Source organism: Veillonella intestinalis, from assembly GCF_943193155.1.
GTDB classification, from domain to species: Bacteria; Bacillota; Negativicutes; order Veillonellales; family Veillonellaceae; genus Veillonella_A; species Veillonella_A intestinalis.
In genome coordinates, this window is the sequence record NZ_CALPDB010000003.1 from 151126 (window position 1) to 173430 (window position 22305).

Annotated in this window: 17 protein-coding genes and 1 riboswitch; all 17 genes read left to right on the forward strand. The window is 39.1% G+C overall.

The window, feature by feature from the left end:
• Positions 1-336 precede the first annotated feature (336 nt).
• The 17 genes from NFR44_RS04630 to thiC all read left to right on the forward strand — a co-directional run bounded on the left by NFR44_RS04630 (position 337) and on the right by thiC (position 21953).
• Positions 337-1290 carry an HAD family hydrolase gene (locus tag NFR44_RS04630; RefSeq protein ID WP_251441511.1) on the forward strand — a complete coding sequence of 318 codons (954 nt, stop codon included), beginning with the start codon at positions 337-339 and terminating at the stop codon, positions 1288-1290.
• A 23-nt stretch (positions 1291-1313) separates the two neighbouring features.
• Positions 1314-1523 (forward strand): 4Fe-4S binding protein, encoded by a 210-nt coding sequence (locus NFR44_RS04635; RefSeq protein ID WP_251441512.1) that lies wholly within the window; start codon positions 1314-1316, stop codon positions 1521-1523.
• A gap of 681 nt (positions 1524-2204) precedes the next feature.
• Entirely contained in the window at positions 2205-3308 is a 1104-nt protein-coding gene (locus tag NFR44_RS04640; protein WP_251441513.1) for a FecCD family ABC transporter permease, read from the forward strand.
• 9 nt (positions 3309-3317) lie between these two features.
• Positions 3318-4178, forward strand: a complete 861-nt coding sequence (locus tag NFR44_RS04645) for an ABC transporter ATP-binding protein (RefSeq protein WP_251441514.1) — start codon at positions 3318-3320, stop codon at positions 4176-4178.
• On the forward strand, positions 4175-5206 hold the full coding sequence (locus NFR44_RS04650; RefSeq protein WP_251441515.1) for an ABC transporter substrate-binding protein: 1032 nt from the start codon (positions 4175-4177) through the stop codon (positions 5204-5206). The genes NFR44_RS04645 and NFR44_RS04650 overlap by 4 nt, the downstream gene beginning before the upstream one ends.
• Positions 5203-7113, forward strand: a complete 1911-nt coding sequence (locus NFR44_RS04655; protein WP_251441516.1) for a TonB-dependent receptor plug domain-containing protein — start codon at positions 5203-5205, stop codon at positions 7111-7113. Before NFR44_RS04650 ends, NFR44_RS04655 begins: the two co-directional genes overlap by 4 nt.
• A 60-nt stretch (positions 7114-7173) precedes the next feature.
• On the forward strand, positions 7174-9108 hold the full coding sequence (locus NFR44_RS04660; protein WP_251441517.1) for a TonB-dependent receptor plug domain-containing protein: 1935 nt from the start codon (positions 7174-7176) through the stop codon (positions 9106-9108).
• Positions 9109-9139: 31 nt separating this feature from the next.
• Positions 9140-9769, forward strand: a complete 630-nt coding sequence (locus NFR44_RS04665) for a MotA/TolQ/ExbB proton channel family protein (protein WP_251441518.1) — start codon at positions 9140-9142, stop codon at positions 9767-9769.
• On the forward strand, positions 9759-10166 hold the full coding sequence (locus tag NFR44_RS04670; protein WP_251441519.1) for an ExbD/TolR family protein: 408 nt from the start codon (positions 9759-9761) through the stop codon (positions 10164-10166). The genes NFR44_RS04665 and NFR44_RS04670 overlap by 11 nt, the downstream gene beginning before the upstream one ends.
• Before the next feature lie 9 nt (positions 10167-10175).
• The gene (locus NFR44_RS04675; protein WP_251441520.1) at positions 10176-10904 is read left to right on the forward strand and encodes a TonB family protein; all 729 of its coding nucleotides are present in this window, start codon (positions 10176-10178) and stop codon (positions 10902-10904) included.
• A 103-nt stretch (positions 10905-11007) separates the two neighbouring features.
• Positions 11008-13230: a TonB-dependent receptor gene (locus NFR44_RS04680; protein ID WP_251441521.1), complete on the forward strand. Its 2223-nt coding sequence runs from the start codon at positions 11008-11010 to the stop codon at positions 13228-13230.
• A 12-nt stretch (positions 13231-13242) separates the two neighbouring features.
• Positions 13243-14241 (forward strand): FecCD family ABC transporter permease, encoded by a 999-nt coding sequence (locus NFR44_RS04685; protein ID WP_251441522.1) that lies wholly within the window; start codon positions 13243-13245, stop codon positions 14239-14241.
• Positions 14238-15245, forward strand: a complete 1008-nt coding sequence (locus NFR44_RS04690; RefSeq protein ID WP_251441523.1) for a FecCD family ABC transporter permease — start codon at positions 14238-14240, stop codon at positions 15243-15245. Before NFR44_RS04685 ends, NFR44_RS04690 begins: the two co-directional genes overlap by 4 nt.
• 4 nt (positions 15246-15249) lie before the next feature.
• Positions 15250-16059: an ABC transporter ATP-binding protein gene (locus NFR44_RS04695; RefSeq protein ID WP_251441524.1), complete on the forward strand. Its 810-nt coding sequence runs from the start codon at positions 15250-15252 to the stop codon at positions 16057-16059.
• Complete coding sequence (locus NFR44_RS04700) at positions 16056-17210, forward strand: ABC transporter substrate-binding protein (RefSeq protein ID WP_251441525.1); 1155 nt, start codon at positions 16056-16058, stop codon at positions 17208-17210. The genes NFR44_RS04695 and NFR44_RS04700 overlap by 4 nt, the downstream gene beginning before the upstream one ends.
• A gap of 552 nt (positions 17211-17762) precedes the next feature.
• Entirely contained in the window at positions 17763-20273 is a 2511-nt protein-coding gene (locus NFR44_RS04705; RefSeq protein WP_251441526.1) for a beta strand repeat-containing protein, read from the forward strand.
• Between the two features lie 131 nt (positions 20274-20404).
• Positions 20405-20506: riboswitch (TPP riboswitch) on the forward strand.
• 97 nt (positions 20507-20603) lie between these two features.
• Entirely contained in the window at positions 20604-21953 is a 1350-nt protein-coding gene (gene thiC, locus NFR44_RS04710) for a phosphomethylpyrimidine synthase ThiC (RefSeq protein ID WP_251441527.1), read from the forward strand.
• Positions 21954-22305: the final 352 nt, after the last annotated feature.

Consider the following 22305-nt stretch of genomic DNA (forward strand, 5'->3'; position numbering starts at 1 on the left):
GTGTTCAAATATAATGGAATTAGAGAGAAATTTTTATAAGTATTTATGGGGTGAGGGGTTCGCCACATGGTCATTTGTATTAATGTGATATAATATATTTATATTGATATTGATAGATGTAGTTGATTTAGAAAATATATAGTTTTGTATGTATTTTTGCATGGTAGTAAATAATAGGTAGAGTATGGATATTAGCTATTATTAAGTATTAGTGGATATAAATATTAGATGATGTAAGTACTAGATGATGTAAGTACTAGATGATGTAAGTACTAGATGATGTAAGTACTAGATGATGTAAGTACTAGATGTACTCATTTGATAATGGAGATGACTATGACAGACAAAATAAATTCCATAAATATAGAGGATCAAGCGGCTGTGTTTAAAGCGGCTGAACAAAAGGGAAAACAGGCTAGTTTACCAGGTTCAGTAGCAGATTTACAATTAAAAAAGCCTATCAAACTTATTGTTTCTGATGTGGATGGAACTTTGGTTGATACACACAAACATGTTAGCGATGAAACAGTAGCGGCTGTAAAAGCAGCTATGGCAAGAGGTATAACGGTAGCGGTAGCGAGTGGCCGTGCTTGGGGTGAAATGGGTGAAGTAATTCATCGTATACCGGAGATTCACCATTATATTTGCAGCAATGGTGCGCTTGTATTGAAGCGAGACGGGGGTGAAACGACCACTGTGTTTCATCAATCGTTTAGTAATGCGGAAGGCTTACGTTTGCTTGATGAATTATTGCCTTTTGACGTGTATATTGAAGCGTATGGTGGTAAAGAAATTTATGGTGAAACAGAAGGTATGATGGCCTTTGCAAGTAATTTGCCACCTCATTTAGTACCTCTCATGAAAGCGAGTCGTACTATGGTTCCTAATTTACGAGACCATATTGTTGATACTGGCATGGATTTAGAAAAAATACAGCTCTTTTATGGTACAGAGGCGAAGAAAAACGCAATTTTAGAACATTTTAAAGAGGATGATCGTTTTGTAATTATTCAATCCAGTGAAGGCAATTTAGAGTTTGTGCAGCCAGGTATTAGTAAAGGGCGTGCCGTAGCAGCTTTGGCAGAGTCCTTAGGCTTTACTGCAGATGAAGTGATGACTATTGGCGATAGTAATAATGATTTGACTATGCTAGCTTATGCAGGAGTTTCCTTTGCTATGATGAATGGGGAAGCAACGGCTAAAGCAACGGCTAAATTTTTAGCGCCTACTAATGATGAAGATGGTGTGGCACAAATGATTCGTTTGGTATTGCGTGCAGAGGAGAAGTAAGGCATTTAACTTACAGAGAATATATGACAGATACAAATACATATGTGTTTACATTTCAGATTGATGGCCAGCGCTGTGTGAAATGCGGCGCTTGTGCCATGGATTGTCCTGTGCAGATTATCATAGAAAAGCCACAACAATTTTTTATTGAAGCGGGTTGTATTGGTTGTGGAGACTGTTATGAAATTTGTCCGGTAGGGGCGATTATTAAACAGCGAGTAGATGAGATATAAGTATCTAAATCTACTCGCTGTTTTTGATATTTTTATCGTTTATAGTTGGTGGAGTCATTATTTATTATAGGGCAGTGCTTGTTTAGAAATAGCGCCATACTTGTTTAGAAATAGCATCATACTTGCTTAAAAATAGAGTTATACTTGTTTAGTAATAGCCTCATATTTGTTTAGTAATCGCGTCATACTGGTTTAGTAGTAATAGGGGTGTGATTGTTTAATAATGGCGATGTGTTCTATAATATTAAATTTTGTTAGATAGCTGGAATCTCAGCAGATGACTGGAATTAGAATGTATATTAAATGTTATTATATGTATACTTACTATATACGGTAAATAATTATATAGTACGTTACATGGACTTTTTGGAGTTTTTTGTTGACAGCTTATTGTATTTACTATAAAATATTTGAAGTGATAAAAGATAATGTTTCTCAATTTGTAATTGTAAATCATTAAATTTAGTTTAGAAATCTTAAAATATAAATATGCTAAGTAGCATAAGATAATGTAATATTTGTAGCCAAAAATTTGGCCTCTTTCGACAAGGTTAGCACTGCGCAACGATTTCAGTAGAGCTTAAGCAAGCTCGATTAACTAGCACAATATATGTGCTATATGAAATCAAAGACGTATTCTGTTGACCTGTTTTTATGTCATAAGCGAAATGAGGGTAGTTGATGAACGACGTTGAAATAATAACACGTCAGCAACGCCTGCAAGAGTTACAAACCGCTACGAAGCATCGCACTGAAACAGTGGGCAGTTGGGCCGTATCGGTTCTAACTGCCCTTTTAATATGCTCAATTATAGGAGCTGTTGCATTGGGCAGTGTAACTATACCTGCAGGTCATGTGTTGACTGTAATTACTGGAAAAATAATGAATACACCTATACCAGAGGCAATAGGACCAGCTATGACTGATATAGTGTGGGATATTCGCATTCCTCGTGTTATATTAGCCGCTTTAGTAGGAGCAGGGTTAGCCTTGTCAGGGGCTGTTATGCAAGCTGCGGTGCAAAATCCTTTGGCAGAGCCGTTTATTTTAGGGATTGCTTCGGGGGCTTCGGTAGGGGCTGTTATGGCGATATTATTAGGTTTTTTATTAGGCGCTGCTAATGTAGGCGTACCTATTTGGGCCTTTGGTGGCGCCATTGTAGCTACACTGGCGGTTATGGCGTTAGCCGGTATGGGACGGCGTATTTCTACAGTGAAACTAGTATTAGCAGGGGCTGTAGTGAGTGCTTTATGTACAGCTTTATCCAATTTTATTATTTATATGGCTGGTGATGCGGAAGGGATGCAAAGCGCAGCTTTTTGGACTATGGGTTCATTAGCTGATGCGAAATGGTCCATGCTATTTTGGCCGACTATTGTTGTAGGTGGTATGACTGTATATTTCTTATCGCAAGTAAGAGCCTTAGATGCATTGTTATTAGGTGAAGAAATGGCAGTTACACTAGGCATTAATGCGACTCGTAAGCGTTACATCTATATGGCGTGCATGGCTTTATTGACAGGTGTGCTAGTTTCACAGTGTGGCATTATTGGTTTTGTGGGGCTAGTGATTCCTCATATGGCACGTGCTGTTGTTGGGGTTGGTCATAAACGTTTACTGCCAGTGGTTGCATTAGGCGGCGCTATATTTTTAGTGTTGGCTGATTTATTGTCGAGAGTATTATTGCCGACTGGTGATTTACCAATTGGTATTTTGACGGCACTAATGGGAGCGCCATTATTTATGAAACTTCTTTTTGGCACAAGTCGGAATTTTGGTAGTTAGGAGGTATCTATGAAACAAATTGTAGTAGAGAACCTCACTTATCATGTAGGAGATACTCAGATTTTAAACCAATTATCCCTTACGATTCCGGCTGATAAATTTGTAGGACTTATGGGTCCTAATGGTTGTGGCAAATCTACCTTATTAAAGCATTTATATCGAGTCATTTCTAGGCAGCAAGGGCGGATACAATTTGATGAAACGCCATTAGAACAAATTCCTTTACGTGAAGCAGCTAAACGAATTGGTGTGATGGGACAGTTTCATACAATTAACTTTGATTTTACTGTATGGCAAATTGTGATGATGGGACGAACCCCTTATAAAAAAGGATTTGAAGATGATACGGAAGATGATGTGAATTTGGCGATGGAAGCCCTTCGCAAGGTAGGAATGTGGGACAGAGCACATCGAAGTTTTGCTTCCTTATCAGGGGGTGAGCAGCAGCGGGTTATGTTAGCGCGCGTCCTTTGCCAAGAACCGGAGTATTTGATTTTAGATGAACCAACGAACCATTTAGATATTACCTATCAGTTGGAACTATTGGAAGTCATAAAAGGATTGGGCGTTGGTGTTATAGCAGCACTTCATGACTTGAATTTGGCCTCTCTATTTTGTGATGAACTTTTTATTATGAAACGAGGTCAATTAGTAGCGCAAGGGACACCACATGAGATTGTGCGTGAGCCATTAATTCGTGAGGTATACGAAGTGTCTAGTACAGTTTCTTATCATGAAGATGGCATCCCTATGGTTACTTATGAACGACAGCCGTTACGCTATAGTGCGGAAGAATCAGTTTATAGGTCATTAGCTCAAAGGAATAGTGAACGAGCATTTGAGAGATTTGATTCTGGTGGTCAACTATGATTGGTGTTTGGGAACGGTGGAGTCGGCGCTGCATAGGTCTGTTTTTGATGTTCTGCTTAAGCTTAATTACTTGGTTTGCTTATACCAATGGGCATTGGCAAGTAGTGGGTAATAATGATGAACAGCAGCGAGGTATTACGATTCAAAATGTAGATAGCGATGCTAATTTGATGAGTTTTACGTATGAAAAGCCACCACAACGGGTGATTGTGACTTATCCAGGTGCAACGGAACTACTCATTGATTTAGGGTTAGCTGATCGTATTGTGGGAACGGTAGCTCCTTATGGTGAAGAACCGGCGCGGTATCGTGATATATATAGCAAGTTACCTTTAATTACTAATAGCTATGTACCTAGTCGAGAGCAAGTATTAGCGATGCAACCAGATGTATTAATGGGATGGTCGCATCATTTTACACCAGCCGCTTTAGGTGATGTGCGGCAGTGGTATGAACGAAATATTGGTGCATATATTGTACCGGCTACGATTCGTAAGAATCAGCCAACCTTAGAGAGTACAATTTATCCCTTTATTGATGATATGGGACAATTATTTCAAGTCCCACAAAAGGCAAGTGCCTATAAAGCAGAGTTACAACAGCGAGTGCAAGTCGTGTCTACGCGAGTGAATACTTGGTCCTATAAGCCTAATGTTATTATTTTACAATCTCATGGACATAGTACTTATAGTTTGTATGGGCCAGTATATCTTGTAGATGACATTGTTAAAAAAGCGGGTGGTCATAATTTGACGAACCGACAAATTTCGATTGTAGGGCCTGAACGTGTGTTGGCCTTTGATCCTGATGTAATTGTGTATGTGACTGTAAGCCAAGGAAATCGCACAGTCAGTGATGCAGAAGCTATTGCTGAGTTAAAAGCGGATCCAAATTTGCGCAATATGCGAGCGGTTCAAGGAGGGCGAATTATAGCGGTGCCCTTTGCAGATGTGAATAATGGCAACGGTCGTGTGGTGGATGCCTTAGAGAAAATTGCTCAAGGCTTTGAGGAGGAACAAAATAAATGAAATTTACTCATCGCAGTACAGTAAGTAAAGCAGTATTAACAGCCTTAGTTGTGAGTGCGACAAGTGGTAGTGTGTGGGCTGCTAATTACGATGAAGCCAATTTACAAGACTTAGGTAAAGTAGTATTGGTAACAGCTAGTCGTTTGTCGGAAGAAAAAGTAGATGTGCCAGCAGATACAACGGTTATTACGGCGAAAGAAATTGAGCAAGGGAATTACAATAGTGTATCAGATGCATTGAAAGGCAATAATGTGCCAGTGGTACAGAAAGGCTTTGCATCGTACCCAGAGCTTAATGGTGATACCCGTGTACTTGTTATGGTAAATGGTCGTCGTATGAACTGGGATCATTTAATTGTATCAGGTGATAATAACGCTATTGATATTGATCAATTTCCTGTAGAAAATATTGAACGTATTGAAGTCGTTAAAGGACCTAATTCATCTTTATATGGTGAACGTGCGGTAGCTGGTGTTATTAATATTATTACCAAAGAAGGCAGTATGGGACAGAAAACCACTGCCAAAGCTGAAGTTGGTAGCTGGGGATATTGGAAAACCGGTATTACTACTCAAGGCGGTGATGAAAATGATGCATATTTTGTATCATATAGCAAACAACGTCGAGATAATTACCATTATAAGGCAGCCAATGGCAATTCCTATGAATTCCCTGACAGTTCCATTAATCGTGATAATGTAACAGCTCGCTATGACCATTATTTTGATGATGACCGTATGACAGTTGATTTTTCTTATAGTCATCGTAAGGATGGTTTCGGCATTTACTTGAGTAATCCATTAAATGGGACCGCTTATGGCGCTGGCATGAAGAGTAAAACTACAGATATGAGTTATGGTGTTACCTATAACTTTGGTTCTGACTCTGGGACTTTTGTTCGAGCATACCGCAATACTGAAAAAGCAAATGCACCTTTTGCAGGCACACCATATGAACATGATTTATCTATGCTTGGTTTAGAAGGGCAAAAAACATGGAAAATTGGTGACCATACATTAATTAGTGGTGTTAGCTACAATAAAGAAAAAATTGATGAAACTAATGATGGAGTAGGCTTCAATAAGAGCACAGATAATGAGGCTATTTTTATTGAAGATAAATGGGAATTAGGCCAAGGTTGGACAGCTAATCTTGGTACTCGTTATGAACATCATGACATTTTTGGTGGTGAGTTTGCCTCACATATTGGTTTGAATAAGAAGTTAAACGAGAATACCCATGCTTATATCTCTTGGGGGCAAGCGGTAAATAACCCTACTTTGAAAATGTTATACGCTAATTCCCCATATTGGCTTGGTAATCCTGATTTGAAACAAGAAAAATCACATACCGTAACATTAGGTGTTGATAGTCAAGTAAATGATCGTTTATTAGTATCTGCTAGTATCTATGAAAGCCGTTTAAAAGATGCTTTGGATTGGGAGTGGAATAATAGCATTAGTAAAACTGTTTATTACAATATTAATAAAGAAAAGCGTCAAGGTCTAAATTTAAGTGCTACTTATAAATTGGATGATGCATGGAAGGTACGTGCTTCTTATAATTTCCTTCGCCAAAAAATTGATGAAGGTAGTGGTATGACAAATGATTCAAAAAACCGCCATCCTAATAGCTATGGCTTAGAACTTTCCTATGAAAAGAATCGCTGGTATGTATCGAATGATTTTAGATATGTAACAGGTCGTTCAACTGCTTATTATACTGATTCCTCTTACTTTACTTGGGATTTAAATGTAAGTTATAAAATTAACGATTCCACTAAAGTATATGCGCAAGGGCTTAACTTAACTAATGAATCTTATGAGGTAGAACCTTATAGTACACCAATTGGTGCGTACGCTATGGCAGAGCGTCATTATATTGTAGGTGTAGAACATACCTTTTAATTAATTGGTAGTTTAGTGTAGTGTATTCACGTATTAGTGTATTAGGACTTAGGAGGTATCATGAAATTTACTCATCGCAGTACAGTAAGTAAAGCAGTATTAACGGCCTTAGTTGTGAGTGCGACAAGCGGTAGTGTGTGGGCTGCTAATTACGATGAAGCAAATTTACAAGATTTAGGTAAAGTAGTATTGGTAACAGCTAGTCGTCTGTCGGAAGAAAAAGTAGATGTGCCAGCAGATACAACAGTTATTACGGCGAAAGAAATTGAGCAAGGGAATTATAATCAAGTGTCTGATGCATTAAAGGCTAATAATGTACCTGTAATTCAGAAAGGCTTTGCCGCATATCCTGAATTAAATGGTGACACGCGAGTACTTGTTATGGTAAACGGTCGTAAGATGAACTGGGATCATTTAGTGGTATCTGGTGCTTCTAATGCTATTGATATTGATCAGATTCCTATGGATAATATTGAACGTATTGAAGTAGTAAAAGGACCTAATTCTGCGTTGTATGGTGAGCGAGCCGTAGCTGGTGTTATTAATATTATCACCAAGACTCCAACAATGGGACAGCAGACAACAGTTCGTGGTGAATTAGGTAGTTGGGGGCATCGCAAAGGAACTATTATCACTCAAGGTGGAGATGAAAAGAATGGGTATTTTGTATCATATACAAAAGAACGTCGCGATAACATAGACTACAAGGACTATCGTGGCAATACGCATGAATTTCCTGATACGTATATTAATCGTGATAAATGGACTGCTCGTTATGATCGTTACATAGGTGATGACTTATTAAGTTTAGATTTTAGCCGCATTGAAAAGAAAGATGGTTATGGAATTCGCTTGAAAAATCCTCTCTTAGGAACTGTTACTGGTGCAGGTAATGTAAAAGAGACTACTGATATGAGTTATGGCGTTACATATAACTTTGGTAGTGATTCTGGAACTTTTATTCGCGCATATAGAAATACGGAAGTAAGTGATTCTGGCTTTGGCTCTGGTTCTACCTCTAGTTCGTATAGTCATGATTTATCTATGGATGGCATTGAAGGGCAGAAGACTTGGCAATTAGGAAATCATACTTTAATTAGTGGTGTGACTTATAACCAAGAACATATTAAAGAGGAAAATAACGGTGTTGCCTTTGATCGTTCTATGATAAGTAAAGCAGTTTATGTAGAAGATAAATGGGAATTAGGTCGTGGTTGGACGGCTAATTTTGGAACTCGTTATGAGCACCAAGATATGTTTGGTGGCGATTTTGCTTCTCACATTGGCTTAAATAAGAAGTTAAATGACAATACCCATGCGTATATTTCTTGGGGCCAAGCAGTAAATAACCCAACTCTTAAGATGTTGTATGCTGCTACCGAATTTTGGCGTGGCAATCCTGATTTAGAACAAGAAAAATCACAGACGGTAACGCTTGGTATTGATAGTGATGTGACAGATCGATTGACTGTATCTGCTAGTGTATTTAATAGTCGTTTGAAAAATGCACTTTCTTGGGTAAATGGTTCTTATGGCCCTAATAATACGTATATTCCAGGCTATTATGAAAATGTAAATCGTGAAAAAAGACAAGGTTTGAATCTAAGCGCTACCTATCGTCTGGATGAAGCTTGGAAAGTAAGAGCTGGCTACAGTTATTTGAAAGTTCGCCAAGATACAGGTAGTGGTTATGTAAATGCAACTGATAACCGCAATCCTAATCGCTATAGTTTAGAATTTTTTTATGAGAAGAATCGTTGGTCAGTTAATAACTTATTCCAGTATGTAACAGGCCGTTCAGAAACACAATTTTCTGACTCCTCTTATTTTGTCTGGGATGTGAATGTAAATTATAAAATTAATGAGGCTACAAAGGTATACGCACAAGCCTTTAATTTGACAAATGAGGCTTATGAAGTAGAGCCATCGACTACAATTGGTTCGTATGCTATGCCTGGCCGTCATTATGTTGTAGGTGTAGAACATACCTTTTAATTAATTGTAATAAAGATAGAAGGAGATTTGTATGGAACTATTAGAATTATTTCACCAAGGTGGTCTTGTAATGTACCCCCTTTTACTTTGCTCAATCATTGCGATTGCTATTTTGGTAGAGCGTGTACGCACTTATAGCGCAGCTAAATCCAACATGGATCGCTTGCGTGAGGAAGTACCTGTATTAGCGGCGGCTAACAATGAAAAAGGGTTAGAAGAATTATGTGCTGAAGATGGTGGTGTGGCTGCAGAAATGTTGAATGCAGCTATTCGTCGTCAAACTGTAAAATCTAAAAATGCAGCGTTACAAGGAGCTGCTGGCGCTATCGCTGGTCGCCTTCGCTCTCGTTTAAGCTATTTAGAAACTATTGTTACGTTGGCACCATTACTTGGTTTGCTTGGTACAGTAACCGGTATGATTAGTTCTTTTAGCGTATTATCTGTATCTGATGGTCAACCCTTTGCTATTACTGGTGGGGTTGGTGAAGCTTTAATCGCTACGGCTACTGGCCTTTGTGTAGCTATTGTAGCATTAGTTATTCATTCGTACTTAGTACATAAACAGGATGGACTCATTACGGATATGGAAGAAATCGGTAATGTATATATGAACGCTGCTGTTGGTGTAACAACGGAAGAAGGAGCTATTAGTGCAAATTAGAAGTCTTCGTACGACTAATAAACCAAAGCTTATGATTATTCCTATGATTGACATTATATTCTTCCTATTAGTGTTTTTCATGATGAGTATGCTTTCCATGGTTGTACAGAAATCAATGCCTGTAAACTTACCAACAGCTACGGCTAGTTCAGTAGATTTGCAGCGTAAAATTCCTATTACGATTACAGCAGATGGTCGTATTTATGTAGAACAAGATTCATATGCAAACTTAGAAGGTATGGCGCAACGTTTAGAGGCAGAAAAAGCTAAAGGTGGCGACTTAACAATTATCTTACGAGCAGATCAAAAAGCACAGTACGGTACTTTCGTACAAGTTTTGGATACGCTAAAAAATATGAATCTAAACAAAATTGCAGTGGCTACTGAGAGTAAGTAGGTGATAGTTATGGATGAAACTACACAAGCTGTAACCAAAAATCCATCACCTTTTGCTCATATCTACAAGAATCGTTGGCGTATGGCCATAACTTCATCAGTGATTATTAATTTGGCACTAGTGAGTGGTATGGTATGGTCTTTTTTACAAAAGCCAGATTTAGTACCTGATCGAACGCCTATTTCTATTAATGTTGTAGGTGATGTAGGTGTTTCAGCAGGAGGGCCACAAGTAGCAGCGCCACAAAAATCGTCGGTCCAACCACCAGCACCTATGACAGAGGAGCAAGTAGAGGCCATTAAAAGTGGTGTACCAGTGGAGCAAGTTATTAAGCAGGATGCACAACCAAGAACGAATACATCGTCTCAAAGTACTAACTATAGTGCTAGCCAAGTAGGTGATCCTAGTGGTAATAGCCAAGGCGGAGCTAGTGAAGGCAGTGCTGGTAATGGTAGTTCTGAAGGTACTGGTGGCGCTGAGGTAGCGACTCCTCATGAACCAGTGGTAATTGGTGCTGAATATTTAGGGCCTCGTACATTACCTGGTAGTGGTAATGTTGTGGTGTATGTAATGATTAATGAAGCTGGCCGTGCTGTAGAAGTAGATATTATTAGTAGTAGTGGTAATGGATCGTTAGATCGATGGGCCTTGCAACAGGCTCGAAATAGTGCTTACCGCCCCAAAACAGTTGATGGTGAACCTGTTGTTTCAGAGGCAAGGATTGAATTTGGAAGTTAAATTTAGTTAATGAAAGTTCAGGAGGGCGGATATGTTCGCCCTTCTGTTTTTTAGTTATATATAGTAACTATACATTTGTGATTTAAGAGAGGAGCTTATTATAATGAAAGTAAGTTGTGTGGGTGCCAAGCAGCGTCAAGCGGTGTTGGCTAGTCGTGTGTTAGGAGCTTTAGTGCTTGGTGGCTTATGGAGTGTTAGTGTATTTGGTAATTCCGTAGCGGCAAGAGATTATAGTGATTTGCAAGATTTGGGAAAAGTAACATTGGTGCAGGAAAAATCAGAGCCTGTAGAGGTTACGCCAGTAGGAAATGAAAATCCTGTATACGCTGGGGGTCAAGTATCTCGAGTAAACTCAATAGGTATGCTTGGCAAAAAAGATTTTTTAGATACGCCTTTTAATGTAACCGGTATTACGGCTGAAACTATGGCTAATCAGCAAGCTACGAATATTATTGACGTGGCATCTAATGATGCGTCTGTAAATGATCAGACTTTATCTGGTGCTTCTAATGCATGGAATATTCGCGGTTTTAAAACGACCCAACAAGATGTGCAATTCAATGGTGTATATGGAATTGCGCCACGTTTTTATACCGGTGTTGAAGGTCTTGACCGCGTAGAAATCCTTAAAGGACCAAGTGCTATGCTTAGTGGTATGGCACCTAATGATACAGTGGGCGGTGTTATTAATTTTGTACCAAAGCGAGCTGGTGATACACCGGTAAACCAAGTAACGCTAAGTTATGGCACAGGTCATCAATTTTCACAACAATTGGACATGTCACGACGTTTTAATGATGGCAAATATGGTGTAAGTTTAACAGTGTTAAACCGTGGTAAACAAGAGACTACCTATAAAGATGAATCGAATAGTGCTAGTACCGTATCATTAGGCTTGGATGCTAAAGGTGAACGTTGGCGTACCTCTTTAGATTTAGGTTATGTATATAATGACATTGAAAATCCGCAGTACCGTGTGAGCATTTCAGAAAAAGTAGCTGCTAAATTAACAGCCTTGCCTGATGTAGCGGATGATGCGAAATTTGGCGCGCCTGGTACATATCGCAGAATTACTGAAAAATTTGGTCTTTGGAAAGGTGAATATGACCTAAATGAAGACTGGACGGCTTATGCTGCCTTTGGTATGCGTAGTACATCTATGGACTATTTATACAATACATTTACTTTATCCAATGATAAAGGTAGTTCTAAGATTGCCTATAAACATAATGGACAATTAAATAAAGGGATTACAGCTGAATTAGGGGTAAAAGGTAAGATTGAAACGAATTCGTTAGACCACGAAATTAGTATTGGTGCCTCTCGTATTGATTACAAGCGATATATGAATAATCGCAATATTGATTTAGCTGGTACGGGTGCTACAAGCGTTTATAATCCAACCTTTGATGCGTATATTGATGACAATATTTCCTATTTGCCACTTAATGATAAAAATAGCTTGAAGAGTATTGCTATTAGTGATGTTATTTCTACTAAAGATAAAAAATGGCAGTTTATGGTAGGTGGCCGTTTACAAAGTGTGAAAACTGATACCTATAGTTATAAAAATAACAATCTTACCGGTGTTACTAGCTATGATGAAACTGCCTTTTCCCCAGGGGTTGCGATTGTGCATAAATTAAATGATAAAACATCTATTTATGCTAACTATATTCAAGGTTTATCAGCTGGGGAAACTGTAACTGATACGAATGCAAGTAATTATGGAGAAGTGTTTGCGCCTTATAAGACTAAACAGTATGAAGTAGGGGCAAAATTTGATTTTGGTAAATTTGCTACGACTGTGAGTGCGTTCCAACTTACTAAGCCAAGTTTGATTGAGAATACATCTACCAATACTTACAGTGTTGATGGTGAACAGCGTAACCGTGGTATTGAAGTGAGCTTCTTTGGTGAGCCAACAAAAGGAACTCGTTGGCTTGGTGGTTTTACATTCTTAGATGCTAAATATACAGCCACTGAAGGAGGCACTAATGAAGGTAATCGTGTAGCAGCGGTGCCACGGTATAGCGCTGTTGTTGGCTTGGAACATGATTTGAAGGGCGTAGAAGGGTTAACGTTAACGACTAAATTAACTTACAATGGTTCGGCTTATATTAATGCTACCAATACTTTAGGTACGCCTGCTTGGGTTCGTTGGGATTTAGGGGCTCGTTATAAATTTAATTGGCATAATACACCAATGACAGTACGCGCTAATGTGTATAATGTATTAGATACGGTAAGATGGCGTGCTCTTGAAAATGCTGTATACTTAGGCACTGGTCGCACCTTTGCTCTTTCTGTAACTGCAGATTTCTAATCGAGGTTGCCCATGAATTGGTATAGACGGCCTTGGTTACTAGGGATGTTACTACTAATTGGACTTGTTGTATTGGCGGGCTTTTCACTTACTGTGGGAGCCCGTCATATTACCTGGCCTATTATTTGGAAAGCTTTAGTAGCCTATGACCCTACGCAAGTGGATGAGTTATTAGTGCGTACGTTGCGCGTGCCACGGCTTTTATTGGCTATTGCTTGTGGCGTTAGCTTTGGCGTAGCTGGCGCTTTAATGCAAGGGGTTACGAATAATCCTATGGCAAGTCCTTCCATTATGGGGATTAATGCGGGGGCAGCTTTAGGACTAGCGATTGCTATGATTATATGGCCCTATAGTAGCTTAAATGTAATGATTGTATTTGCTTTTGGCGGGGTCTCGCTAGCTACTGTAGCTATAATGTTGTTGGCTAACCGCAATGGCAGTCGTATGTCGCCTGTTTTTTTAGCATTAGCAGGTACGGCTGTGAGCGCTGTCCTTTTAGCAATAACACAGGCTTTAGTTGTTTATTTTGATGTAGCACAAGATCTTAGCTATTGGACGGCCGGTGGTATTAGTGGTGTCCGTATGGCACAGGTGTTACTGTTATGGCCTTGGACCGTGCTTGGCTTAGTAATGGCCATTGTGTTGTCAAAGTCTGTTACCTTGCTTAGTTTTGGCGAAGAAATGGCCATAGGTCTTGGTAGTCATATGGGACGCATTCGTTTGTTAGCTGGTCTTGCAGTGCTAGTTCTTTGTGGTTCGGCTGTAGCAATAGCCGGTCCGATTGGTTTTGTTGGTTTAGTGACACCGCATATGGCGCGTAAATTAGTTGGTATCGATTATCGTAAGGTAGTACCGATTACGGCTTTACTAGGGGCGATTTTATTAGTGGCTGCAGATTTAGTAGCTCGCAGTGTGGCAGCGCCTTTTGAAATTCCCTTGGGGGCTATTACAGCTCTCATCGGGGTGCCTTTCTTCTTATATTTGGCAAATCGAAAGGGGGCACGGTCATGACGGGTCATCAAAAACGATTTTGCCTATATAGTGTAGTATTTCTTGTATTATTACTTATCTTTTTCTTCCTCCATGTAAGCACAGGTTTCACCTATTATTCTGATGCGCATTTGTTACAGATACTGCTCGGTGGTGGTAGTGCGGAAGAAAATCTAGTTGTCTTTGACTTTCGCTTAGTTCGAGCGGTGTTAGCAGTTCTAATTGGGATGGGCCTTGCGTTAGCTGGGGCGGTATTTCAACAGTTAACGCGCAATGAATTGGCTGGGCCAAGTTTACTAGGGGTCAATGCTGGCGCTGGCTTAGGTGTTATGCTTTTGATTTTTATAACGCCCTCTAATCAAGGGTTGCCTATATGGTCTTTGCCTTTAGTAGCGGTCGCAGGTGCCTTGTTAGCAGCCGGTAGTATTTATGGATTGTCTATGCGTAAGAGTACTGTGAATAGTACATATTCTTTAGTTTTGAGTGGTATTACGTTGACAGCCGGTATCCACGCTTTACAAACGTTGTTAATCGTGACACTATCTCCTGAAAAATTTAACCAAGTGAATACATGGATTATTGGTAATATTGCAGGTAATACTTGGCTCCATGTCATTATTTTAGGTGTTGTAGTTGTGGTATTAGCGCTTACGCTATATGTGAATCGGACGACCCTTAATGTTTTGGGTCTTCGGGATGAGACGGCGATTGGTCTAGGCGTGCGTATTCATAGAAGTCGAGTGTTGTTTTTGGTCATCGGTGTGATACTAGCAGCAACTTGTGTAGCGGTTGGTGGAAGTATTGGCTTTATTGGTCTTGTAGCACCTCATATTGCTAGGCGTTTAGTCGGTGCAGATTGTACCTACGTATTGCCTTTGACGGCGCTTATAGGGGCGTGGTTATTGATTACAGCCGATTGGGTGGGGCGCGTTATTATAGCTCCTGATGAAATGTTAGTGGGCATTGTGGTAGCGCTTATTGGAGCTCCGTATTTTCTTTTTATTTTGGCACGGAAACGAGGGTAAAAGTATGAGTGAAACAATGAAAACAGATATACAGATTGAGTCGCTCCGCACAGGGTATGATAAAACTGTAATTATCGATAACTTAAACCTTACCATTCCCCGTGGCAAAGTGACGGCTTTAATCGGGGCCAATGGTTGTGGCAAATCCACGTTATTAAAAACGATTTGTCGCATCATAACGCCTATGAGTGGCAAGGTATATTTGGATGGACAATCGGTTCACGAAGAAAATACGAAAACCTTGGCTAAGAAAATTGCTATTTTACCACAACATCCGATGGCTCCCCATGGGTTAACTATAAAAGAGTTGTTAGCCTATGGACGGGCCCCTTATAAAAATGGTGTTTTTACACGGATGAATCGGGAAGACAGGGACATTATTAATTGGGCCTTAGCAGTCACTCATTTAGAGGACTTGGCGGAACGTCCCCTTCATCATTTATCCGGTGGACAACGACAGCGTGCGTGGATAGCTATGGCCGTGGCACAAGATACAGAGATTCTCTTTTTAGATGAACCTACCAGTTTCTTAGATATTGCTCACCAGTTAGAAGTGTTGCAATTAGTTGCTGAGTTGAATAAGACGTATGGTAAAACTGTTATTATGGTATTACATGAATTAAATCAAGCTGCTCGTTTTGCAGACCATATTATTGCTATGAAGGCGGGCGAAGTACGGTTTCAAGGGCCGCCGACAGAGGTATTTACGGCTGAAATGTTAGCTGATGTATTCGGTATTACAGCGATGATTATGAAGGATCTTTTGACGAAGTTGCCCTTCTGTATTCCACAAAATGTGGGAGGTAGCCTATGAAAAGTGGGCTAATGAAGGAGATATTGACAGTGCTAACTAGACTGCTACGGCTACCTAGACTAGCGGTGATGCTCCTTTTAGGTATCGTGACTACGACTATACTCGCTGGTTGCGGGGCGATTACGTCTTGGTCGATTACACCTAGTTTAATGACAACTGCTCAGACAGCGAAACCATTATTTCCAGCGGATGTACCCCGAAGTGATACGGCAGAGGCGATTGATGCGGAGTTGACGGCTCGGTATGAAGGCGTAATACAACGGACAAATGCTTTATTTACAGAAACGAATGGTCAACTTATTTTAAAGCATAAATATGGCACGACGGTGATTCCTAAAGAGGCAAAACGAGTTGTTGTGATTCGTCTGGAAGACCCTATGGTAGCCTTAGGGGCGCCTATGGTGGGCGCGTATAATCCACCTACGTTTTATCTACATGATGAATTGACGGCTAACGGCGTGGTGCCGATTAGTATTAATGAAAATATTAAAGCCATTAATTTGGAACAAGTGCAAGCACTGAAACCAGATTTAATTCTCTTACGTGATTCATTTGACCGTAATGCTTATGTGGCTTTGAGTAAAATTGCGCCCGTAGCGGCTTTACGACTGCAAGATACAGAGGTAACGCTGTTAGCGTTGGGAAAAATTTTACATCGGGAAGAACAAGCAAACGCACGTTTGCAACTGTATTATGACCGAGTAAAACAAGCCCGCATGGATATAAAGGGCCGCATTGGTAATAGCCCCGTAGCCTTACTTCGTATCTTGAAAAAAGAAGTGCGCCTCTACCCGTATTCGACCAATGATATTAATCGTTTCATGTATGAGTTACTTCATTTAACGCCAGATCCAATGGCGGTTGCGCAAGATTCAGGTGATACCAATGTAGTATCCCTTGAAATGTTACTAGAATTAAAAGCGCAGTATCTCATTGTGTCCAGTGGCTATGGGCCAAGTAGTAGTGGCAATAATGAAGCGGCTCAAAAACGGTATGAAGAGTTGCAAGACGACCCTCTGTGGCAAACCATTCCGGCTGTTAAGGCAGGGCACATTTTAAATGTAAATCCCGTTATTTGGAATGCTCATGGTATTATTGCGAAAGAGCGGGCTATTGAGGATTTGCATAGGTATTTTATGACAGTTGAATAAAGATTTTGCTATGATATTACGCTAAGAGTGTATAGATTTGATGCGGTAGGTTTTGGGGTAAGATTAAAAAAACTATTAGCAAATTTATGTAAAACAGTTTGTCTTTATGAATTTATAACATAAAGACAAACTGTTTTTTTATTGAAGTTGATATTGGGAAATTAGGATTAAATACATAAAGATTTGATTATGAAATTAAAACAAAATTAATATGAAAAAATCTAGTTTATGATATGAAGTTATTAAAAACATTTTAGAAGGTGTAGTGTTATATAAAAATTAGATAAAGGTGAAAAAATTCCGGGGGGGGTAGAATAATTATCTGGTAAATATGGTTGTTTATAAGCATTTTGAAAAATGAAAAATAATTCAAAAATATTTTATAAAAAAATATTGATTAATTTAATTGATAATTGAGAGTAAAATATAATTATAGAGACATAGTTAAGTCCTATGGTGAGAATGACAATTAGTCAGGGAGAGTTTGCCTATGAGATTAAGTGCTGTATGTTAATTGTGTAAGATGTTGTATAAGTTAGAAGGAGATTATTTATGAACGGTGTATCTAAGAAATTATTATTATTAAGCCTTAGTGTAACTATGATTAGTGGTAATGTGTGGGGCGCCACTAACACAGAGGGGGTAGGAAATGGTGTAGCTATTGGAGAGAGTTCAGAAACTAACTCAGCTGGGGATGTGGCAATTGGCAAGGGGGCTGTTGCAAAAGGAACTGATGGGAAAACGCCTAATTTATCCAGCGCTATTGCTATTGGGTTGAATGCTACGGTTCAAGGTACTGGTACAGCTGCTAATGCTGATAATCCATTAAATGGTATTGCTATAGGTAGAAATGCTAAGGTAATAAAAGCTAATGCTATTGCGATGGGTGATGGAGCTGAAGCACTAAATCAAAATAATGTATCAGTTGGTTTACAAGCCGGTGTAGGAACAACTGGATATTATAATTTTGCTTTTGGTTCAGAAGTGGGACAGTATTTAGGTGGTGAAGAGAACATCTCTCTTGGTCGTTGGGCTAATACACATACGGCGCAAACAAAAAATACAGATAGTCACAATATAGCAATTGGTCTTAATGCTTTGAGAGAGAGTAAAAGCTGGACAGGAAGCCCAATTATTAGTTCTGTATATTCAAAAGGTGGTAATGTAGCATTAGGTAGTGGTGCTTTAGAGGGATCAGAAGGGGCATCCAATGTAGCTCTTGGTGTTCGTGCAGGGAGAAACATTAATGGAGCTGGAAATATTATTCTAGGTACAGTTGCAGGTGCTAACGCAGGCATAGATGCTAATACTAATAATAAAGGTACAGCACTTACTAATTCTATTGTTATGGGTACACAAGCGGGAAATAATGCCGGTGGAGATAAGAGTGTTATTATTGGTCATTTCCAAAATAATGCTGTAGTTGCCAGCAATGTAGTTGCTATAGGCTCTAACTCGAGGATAACCAAGCAATTTGGTTTAGGTTTAGGTCATGGAATTACAAATGATGCTAAATATGGATTAGTAGTAGGTTCTTATAATAAGTTAGAAAGTACTGCTGAAAAGTCTGGTGTATTTGGTATAGGTACTTATGGTGTAACTTCTGTATCGGGCCGTGAAAGCTATGCGATTGGTAATAGTAATCAGATATCTACTAATAGTACTTTTGTATTAGGCAATAATATCAAAAATACATTAGATAACTCAGTATTTCTTGGTAGTAAATCAGCATATGTAGTTAGTGGGAGTACAACAAAAGGGATTGACGTATATACAAGTGATACCATAAATGGACAAAATTTAAGCTTTGCTGGAGGCGATAATATTGCTGGCGTCGTTTCTGTTGGTAGTACAAATACGGGCGAAGGGGAAGGAACGAGACGGATTCAAAATGTAGCAGCGGGATTAGTAAGTAAAGATTCTACAGATGCTATAAATGGTAGCCAGCTTTACGCTGTAGCTAATTCTATTAATGAATCTATTAACAATATTACTGATAGTAATACGTATACAACTGGAGGCAGTTATAATTCAGCTACAAAGTCAATTGATTTTATTCAGAATGATACTTCTAAGAATTATAGCGTAGATGTAAGCGGTATTGTGAATGGTATTTCGGATGCAGTGAATACAGGTCTCAATTTTAAAGGTGATGTAGGTAGTATTACTAATGTTAAAATGGGAGAATCGTTATCGATAGTAGGTGGTGCGTCCGAATTAGCTACTGCGAATAATATTGGTGTAGTAAGTAGTGATAAACAATTACAACTTCGTTTAGCAAAAGATATTGATTTAGGGAAAGATGGCAGTATAACAATTGGTGAGACAGTCATTAATAATAGCGGATTAAAAATTGAAAATGGTCCTACTATTAATGATAATGGTATTGATATGGGAGGTACATCGATTACCAATATTAAACCGGGAGATATTAGTAAAGGATCTACTGATGCGGTAACAGGGGATCAATTATATGAAACAAATCAAAAAGTTACTAATTTATCGGGTAATTATAATCACTTGAATCGTAAGATTGATAAAGTTGGTGCAGGGGCAGCTGCTTTAGCGGGGTTACATCCACTTGGTTTTAATGCTGATGATAAATGGTCATTTGCTGTAGGTTATGGTAATTACAAAAATTCAGATGCAGTTGCACTAGGAGCATATTATCAACCTAATGAAGATACTTTGTTGGGAGTGGCTAGTTCTATGGGTAATGGTGAAAACATGTTTAATGCTAGTTTATCCTTTAAAGTTGGACAGTCTAGTGGAGTATCTAGATCTCGGGTGGCTATGGCACAAGAAATTATTGATTTAAAACTAGATAATCAAAACTTGCGTGATAAAGTTAATGAATTAGATGCGAAAGTTAATCAGTTGCTAGGTATTATCAGTAATACGCCAGCATTAGCTGCTTCTAATGAGGGAGAAAGTAGAATTCGTATTGATCATATTTCTGGTGAAGCTAATAGTAAAGATAAAATTGAACGCGTGCGTATCAATGATGAATCTAATGATCAAGTTGAACGTGATGTCTATGGCAATGTGATTTCTGTTAAATAGTAAATATTAGTAGTGTTAAATTTGAAATATAGGAGTTTATCATGAGTTAAATTATAAATAATTTGAGAGAGGTCATTTTGTAAATTTTCATTGTATTATCAACGAGCCTGTACTATAATAAAGAAAATACACAAAAAAGCTAGGGGAGCCTGTAGGCTGAGAAAAGTGCTTGAACACTTGACCCTTGACCTGATTCGGATAATGCCGACGTAGGAAAGCTGTACAGGACGTTTCATAAGCTCATCCACGTGGATGAGCTTTTTATTTTTGCTTTTTTGCGTGTTTTAGACAGTCATTCGTTATATTTAGACCTATGTAGGAGGCCTCTCGATGAAACAGCAAGATAATCAATGTAAAAACACGACAGTAGTAAAGCAAGGTAGCTATACCACGCAAATGGATGCGGCTCGCAAGGGTATTGTGACGCCTCAGATGGAGGTGGTAGCCGCTAAAGAACAACTGCGCCTAGAGGATGTAATGGCCTTGTTAGCCTCAGGGAAAGTGGCCATTCCTGCTAATAAACATTACAAAAGTTTATCGCCTGAAGCGGTAGGTGAACGTTGTCGTACTAAAATTAATGTGAATCTTGGCGTTTCACCGGAGCATAATAATATAGAGGAAGAATTAGAAAAAGTACGCAATGCCATTGCGATGAAAGCAGAAGCCATTATGGACTTATCCAATTTTGGTAAGACGCAGGAGTTTCGTCGTAAATTGATTGATATGTCTACCGCTATGATTGGCACTGTACCTATGTATGATGCAGTTGGTATGTTAGATAAAGACTTAAAAGATATTACGGTAGATGAGTTCTTTTCAGTGGTGGAACAGCATGCGAAGGACGGCGTAGATTTTATGACCATTCATTGTGGGATGAATCGTAAAACAGCGCAACGGATTAAAGATAATCCTCGTTTGACAAATATTGTGTCACGTGGGGGCTCCTTGCTCTTTGCTTGGATGGAAATGAATAATCAGGAAAATCCATTTTATGAATACTATGACCGCTTACTAGAAATTTGTGAAACTTATGATGTTACGTTAAGTCTAGGCGATGCTTGTCGGCCAGGCTGTACGCACGATGCGACGGATGCGGCTCAAATTGAAGAATTAATCACGTTAGGCGAATTGACAAAACGGGCGTGGGCGCATAATGTACAGGTAATGATTGAAGGGCCAGGGCATATGGTGCTTAATGAAATCGCGGCTAATATGACATTAGAAAAACGCCTTTGCCATGGAGCGCCATTTTATGTACTTGGTCCATTAGTGACAGATATTGCACCTGGTTATGACCATATTACGAGTGCCATTGGTGGGGCTATTGCCGGATCTTGTGGGGCTGACTTCTTATGCTATGTGACACCAGCGGAACATTTGCGTTTACCAACGATTGACGATGTAAAAGAAGGTATTGTTGCTACGCGTATTGCCGCTCATGCAGCCGATTTGGCAAAAGGCATTCCAGGCGCACAGGCTTGGGATGATGCTATGAGTAAAGCTCGTGCTGAAGTAGATTTTGATACTATGATTAAACTGGCTATTGATCCTGAAAAGGCACGTCGCTACTATGAATCAAGTAAGCCAGAGTGCGAAGGAACCTGTACGATGTGTGGTAAAATGTGCCCTGCTCGAACGATGAAACATATTTTAGCAGGTGAAGATGTGTCGATTCGGTAGTATTCGGTGGATGGGCTAATTTTTACAAAGTTTCTTTTTTAGGGTGAGGTTTGACTAAATATTTTGAGAGGACTATACTTTTATTAGGGTTATGTGTTAGTTTTTTAGTTATAATAAATAATATGTTAGGGATGAAAGTGAGATTGATATATTGCATGCTAGGTTGCGCTTATATGTTTTATCTATCTTTACATTCCTATTGTGTTATGCTATATTATTATTAAATAGTGCCCTTAGTTGTAGGCATCCCACTATGAGGGAAATGCTGAAGCTTAGGGCTTTTTTTGTAGAGGGAATTATGGAAAAGCGGATTGCAATTTTAGTAGATGGTGGATTTTACCAAAAAAGAATA

What these genes read in the sequence shown, in the direction of transcription:
- NFR44_RS04705 (WP_251441526.1), top strand. Translation starts at nt 17,763, where the DNA reads ATGAACGGTGTATCTAAGAAATTATTATTATTAAGCCTTAGTGTAACT.
- NFR44_RS04690 (WP_251441523.1), top strand. Translation starts at nt 14,238, where the DNA reads ATGACGGGTCATCAAAAACGATTTTGCCTATATAGTGTAGTATTTCTT.
- thiC (WP_251441527.1), top strand. Translation starts at nt 20,604, where the DNA reads ATGAAACAGCAAGATAATCAATGTAAAAACACGACAGTAGTAAAGCAA.
- NFR44_RS04695 (WP_251441524.1), top strand. Translation starts at nt 15,250, where the DNA reads ATGAGTGAAACAATGAAAACAGATATACAGATTGAGTCGCTCCGCACA.
- NFR44_RS04650 (WP_251441515.1), top strand. Translation starts at nt 4,175, where the DNA reads ATGATTGGTGTTTGGGAACGGTGGAGTCGGCGCTGCATAGGTCTGTTT.
- NFR44_RS04660 (WP_251441517.1), top strand. Translation starts at nt 7,174, where the DNA reads ATGAAATTTACTCATCGCAGTACAGTAAGTAAAGCAGTATTAACGGCC.
- NFR44_RS04700 (WP_251441525.1), top strand. Translation starts at nt 16,056, where the DNA reads ATGAAAAGTGGGCTAATGAAGGAGATATTGACAGTGCTAACTAGACTG.
- NFR44_RS04675 (WP_251441520.1), top strand. Translation starts at nt 10,176, where the DNA reads ATGGATGAAACTACACAAGCTGTAACCAAAAATCCATCACCTTTTGCT.
- NFR44_RS04680 (WP_251441521.1), top strand. Translation starts at nt 11,008, where the DNA reads ATGAAAGTAAGTTGTGTGGGTGCCAAGCAGCGTCAAGCGGTGTTGGCT.
- NFR44_RS04635 (WP_251441512.1), top strand. Translation starts at nt 1,314, where the DNA reads ATGACAGATACAAATACATATGTGTTTACATTTCAGATTGATGGCCAG.
- NFR44_RS04640 (WP_251441513.1), top strand. Translation starts at nt 2,205, where the DNA reads ATGAACGACGTTGAAATAATAACACGTCAGCAACGCCTGCAAGAGTTA.
- NFR44_RS04645 (WP_251441514.1), top strand. Translation starts at nt 3,318, where the DNA reads ATGAAACAAATTGTAGTAGAGAACCTCACTTATCATGTAGGAGATACT.
- NFR44_RS04630 (WP_251441511.1), top strand. Translation starts at nt 337, where the DNA reads ATGACAGACAAAATAAATTCCATAAATATAGAGGATCAAGCGGCTGTG.
- NFR44_RS04665 (WP_251441518.1), top strand. Translation starts at nt 9,140, where the DNA reads ATGGAACTATTAGAATTATTTCACCAAGGTGGTCTTGTAATGTACCCC.
- NFR44_RS04685 (WP_251441522.1), top strand. Translation starts at nt 13,243, where the DNA reads ATGAATTGGTATAGACGGCCTTGGTTACTAGGGATGTTACTACTAATT.
- NFR44_RS04655 (WP_251441516.1), top strand. Translation starts at nt 5,203, where the DNA reads ATGAAATTTACTCATCGCAGTACAGTAAGTAAAGCAGTATTAACAGCC.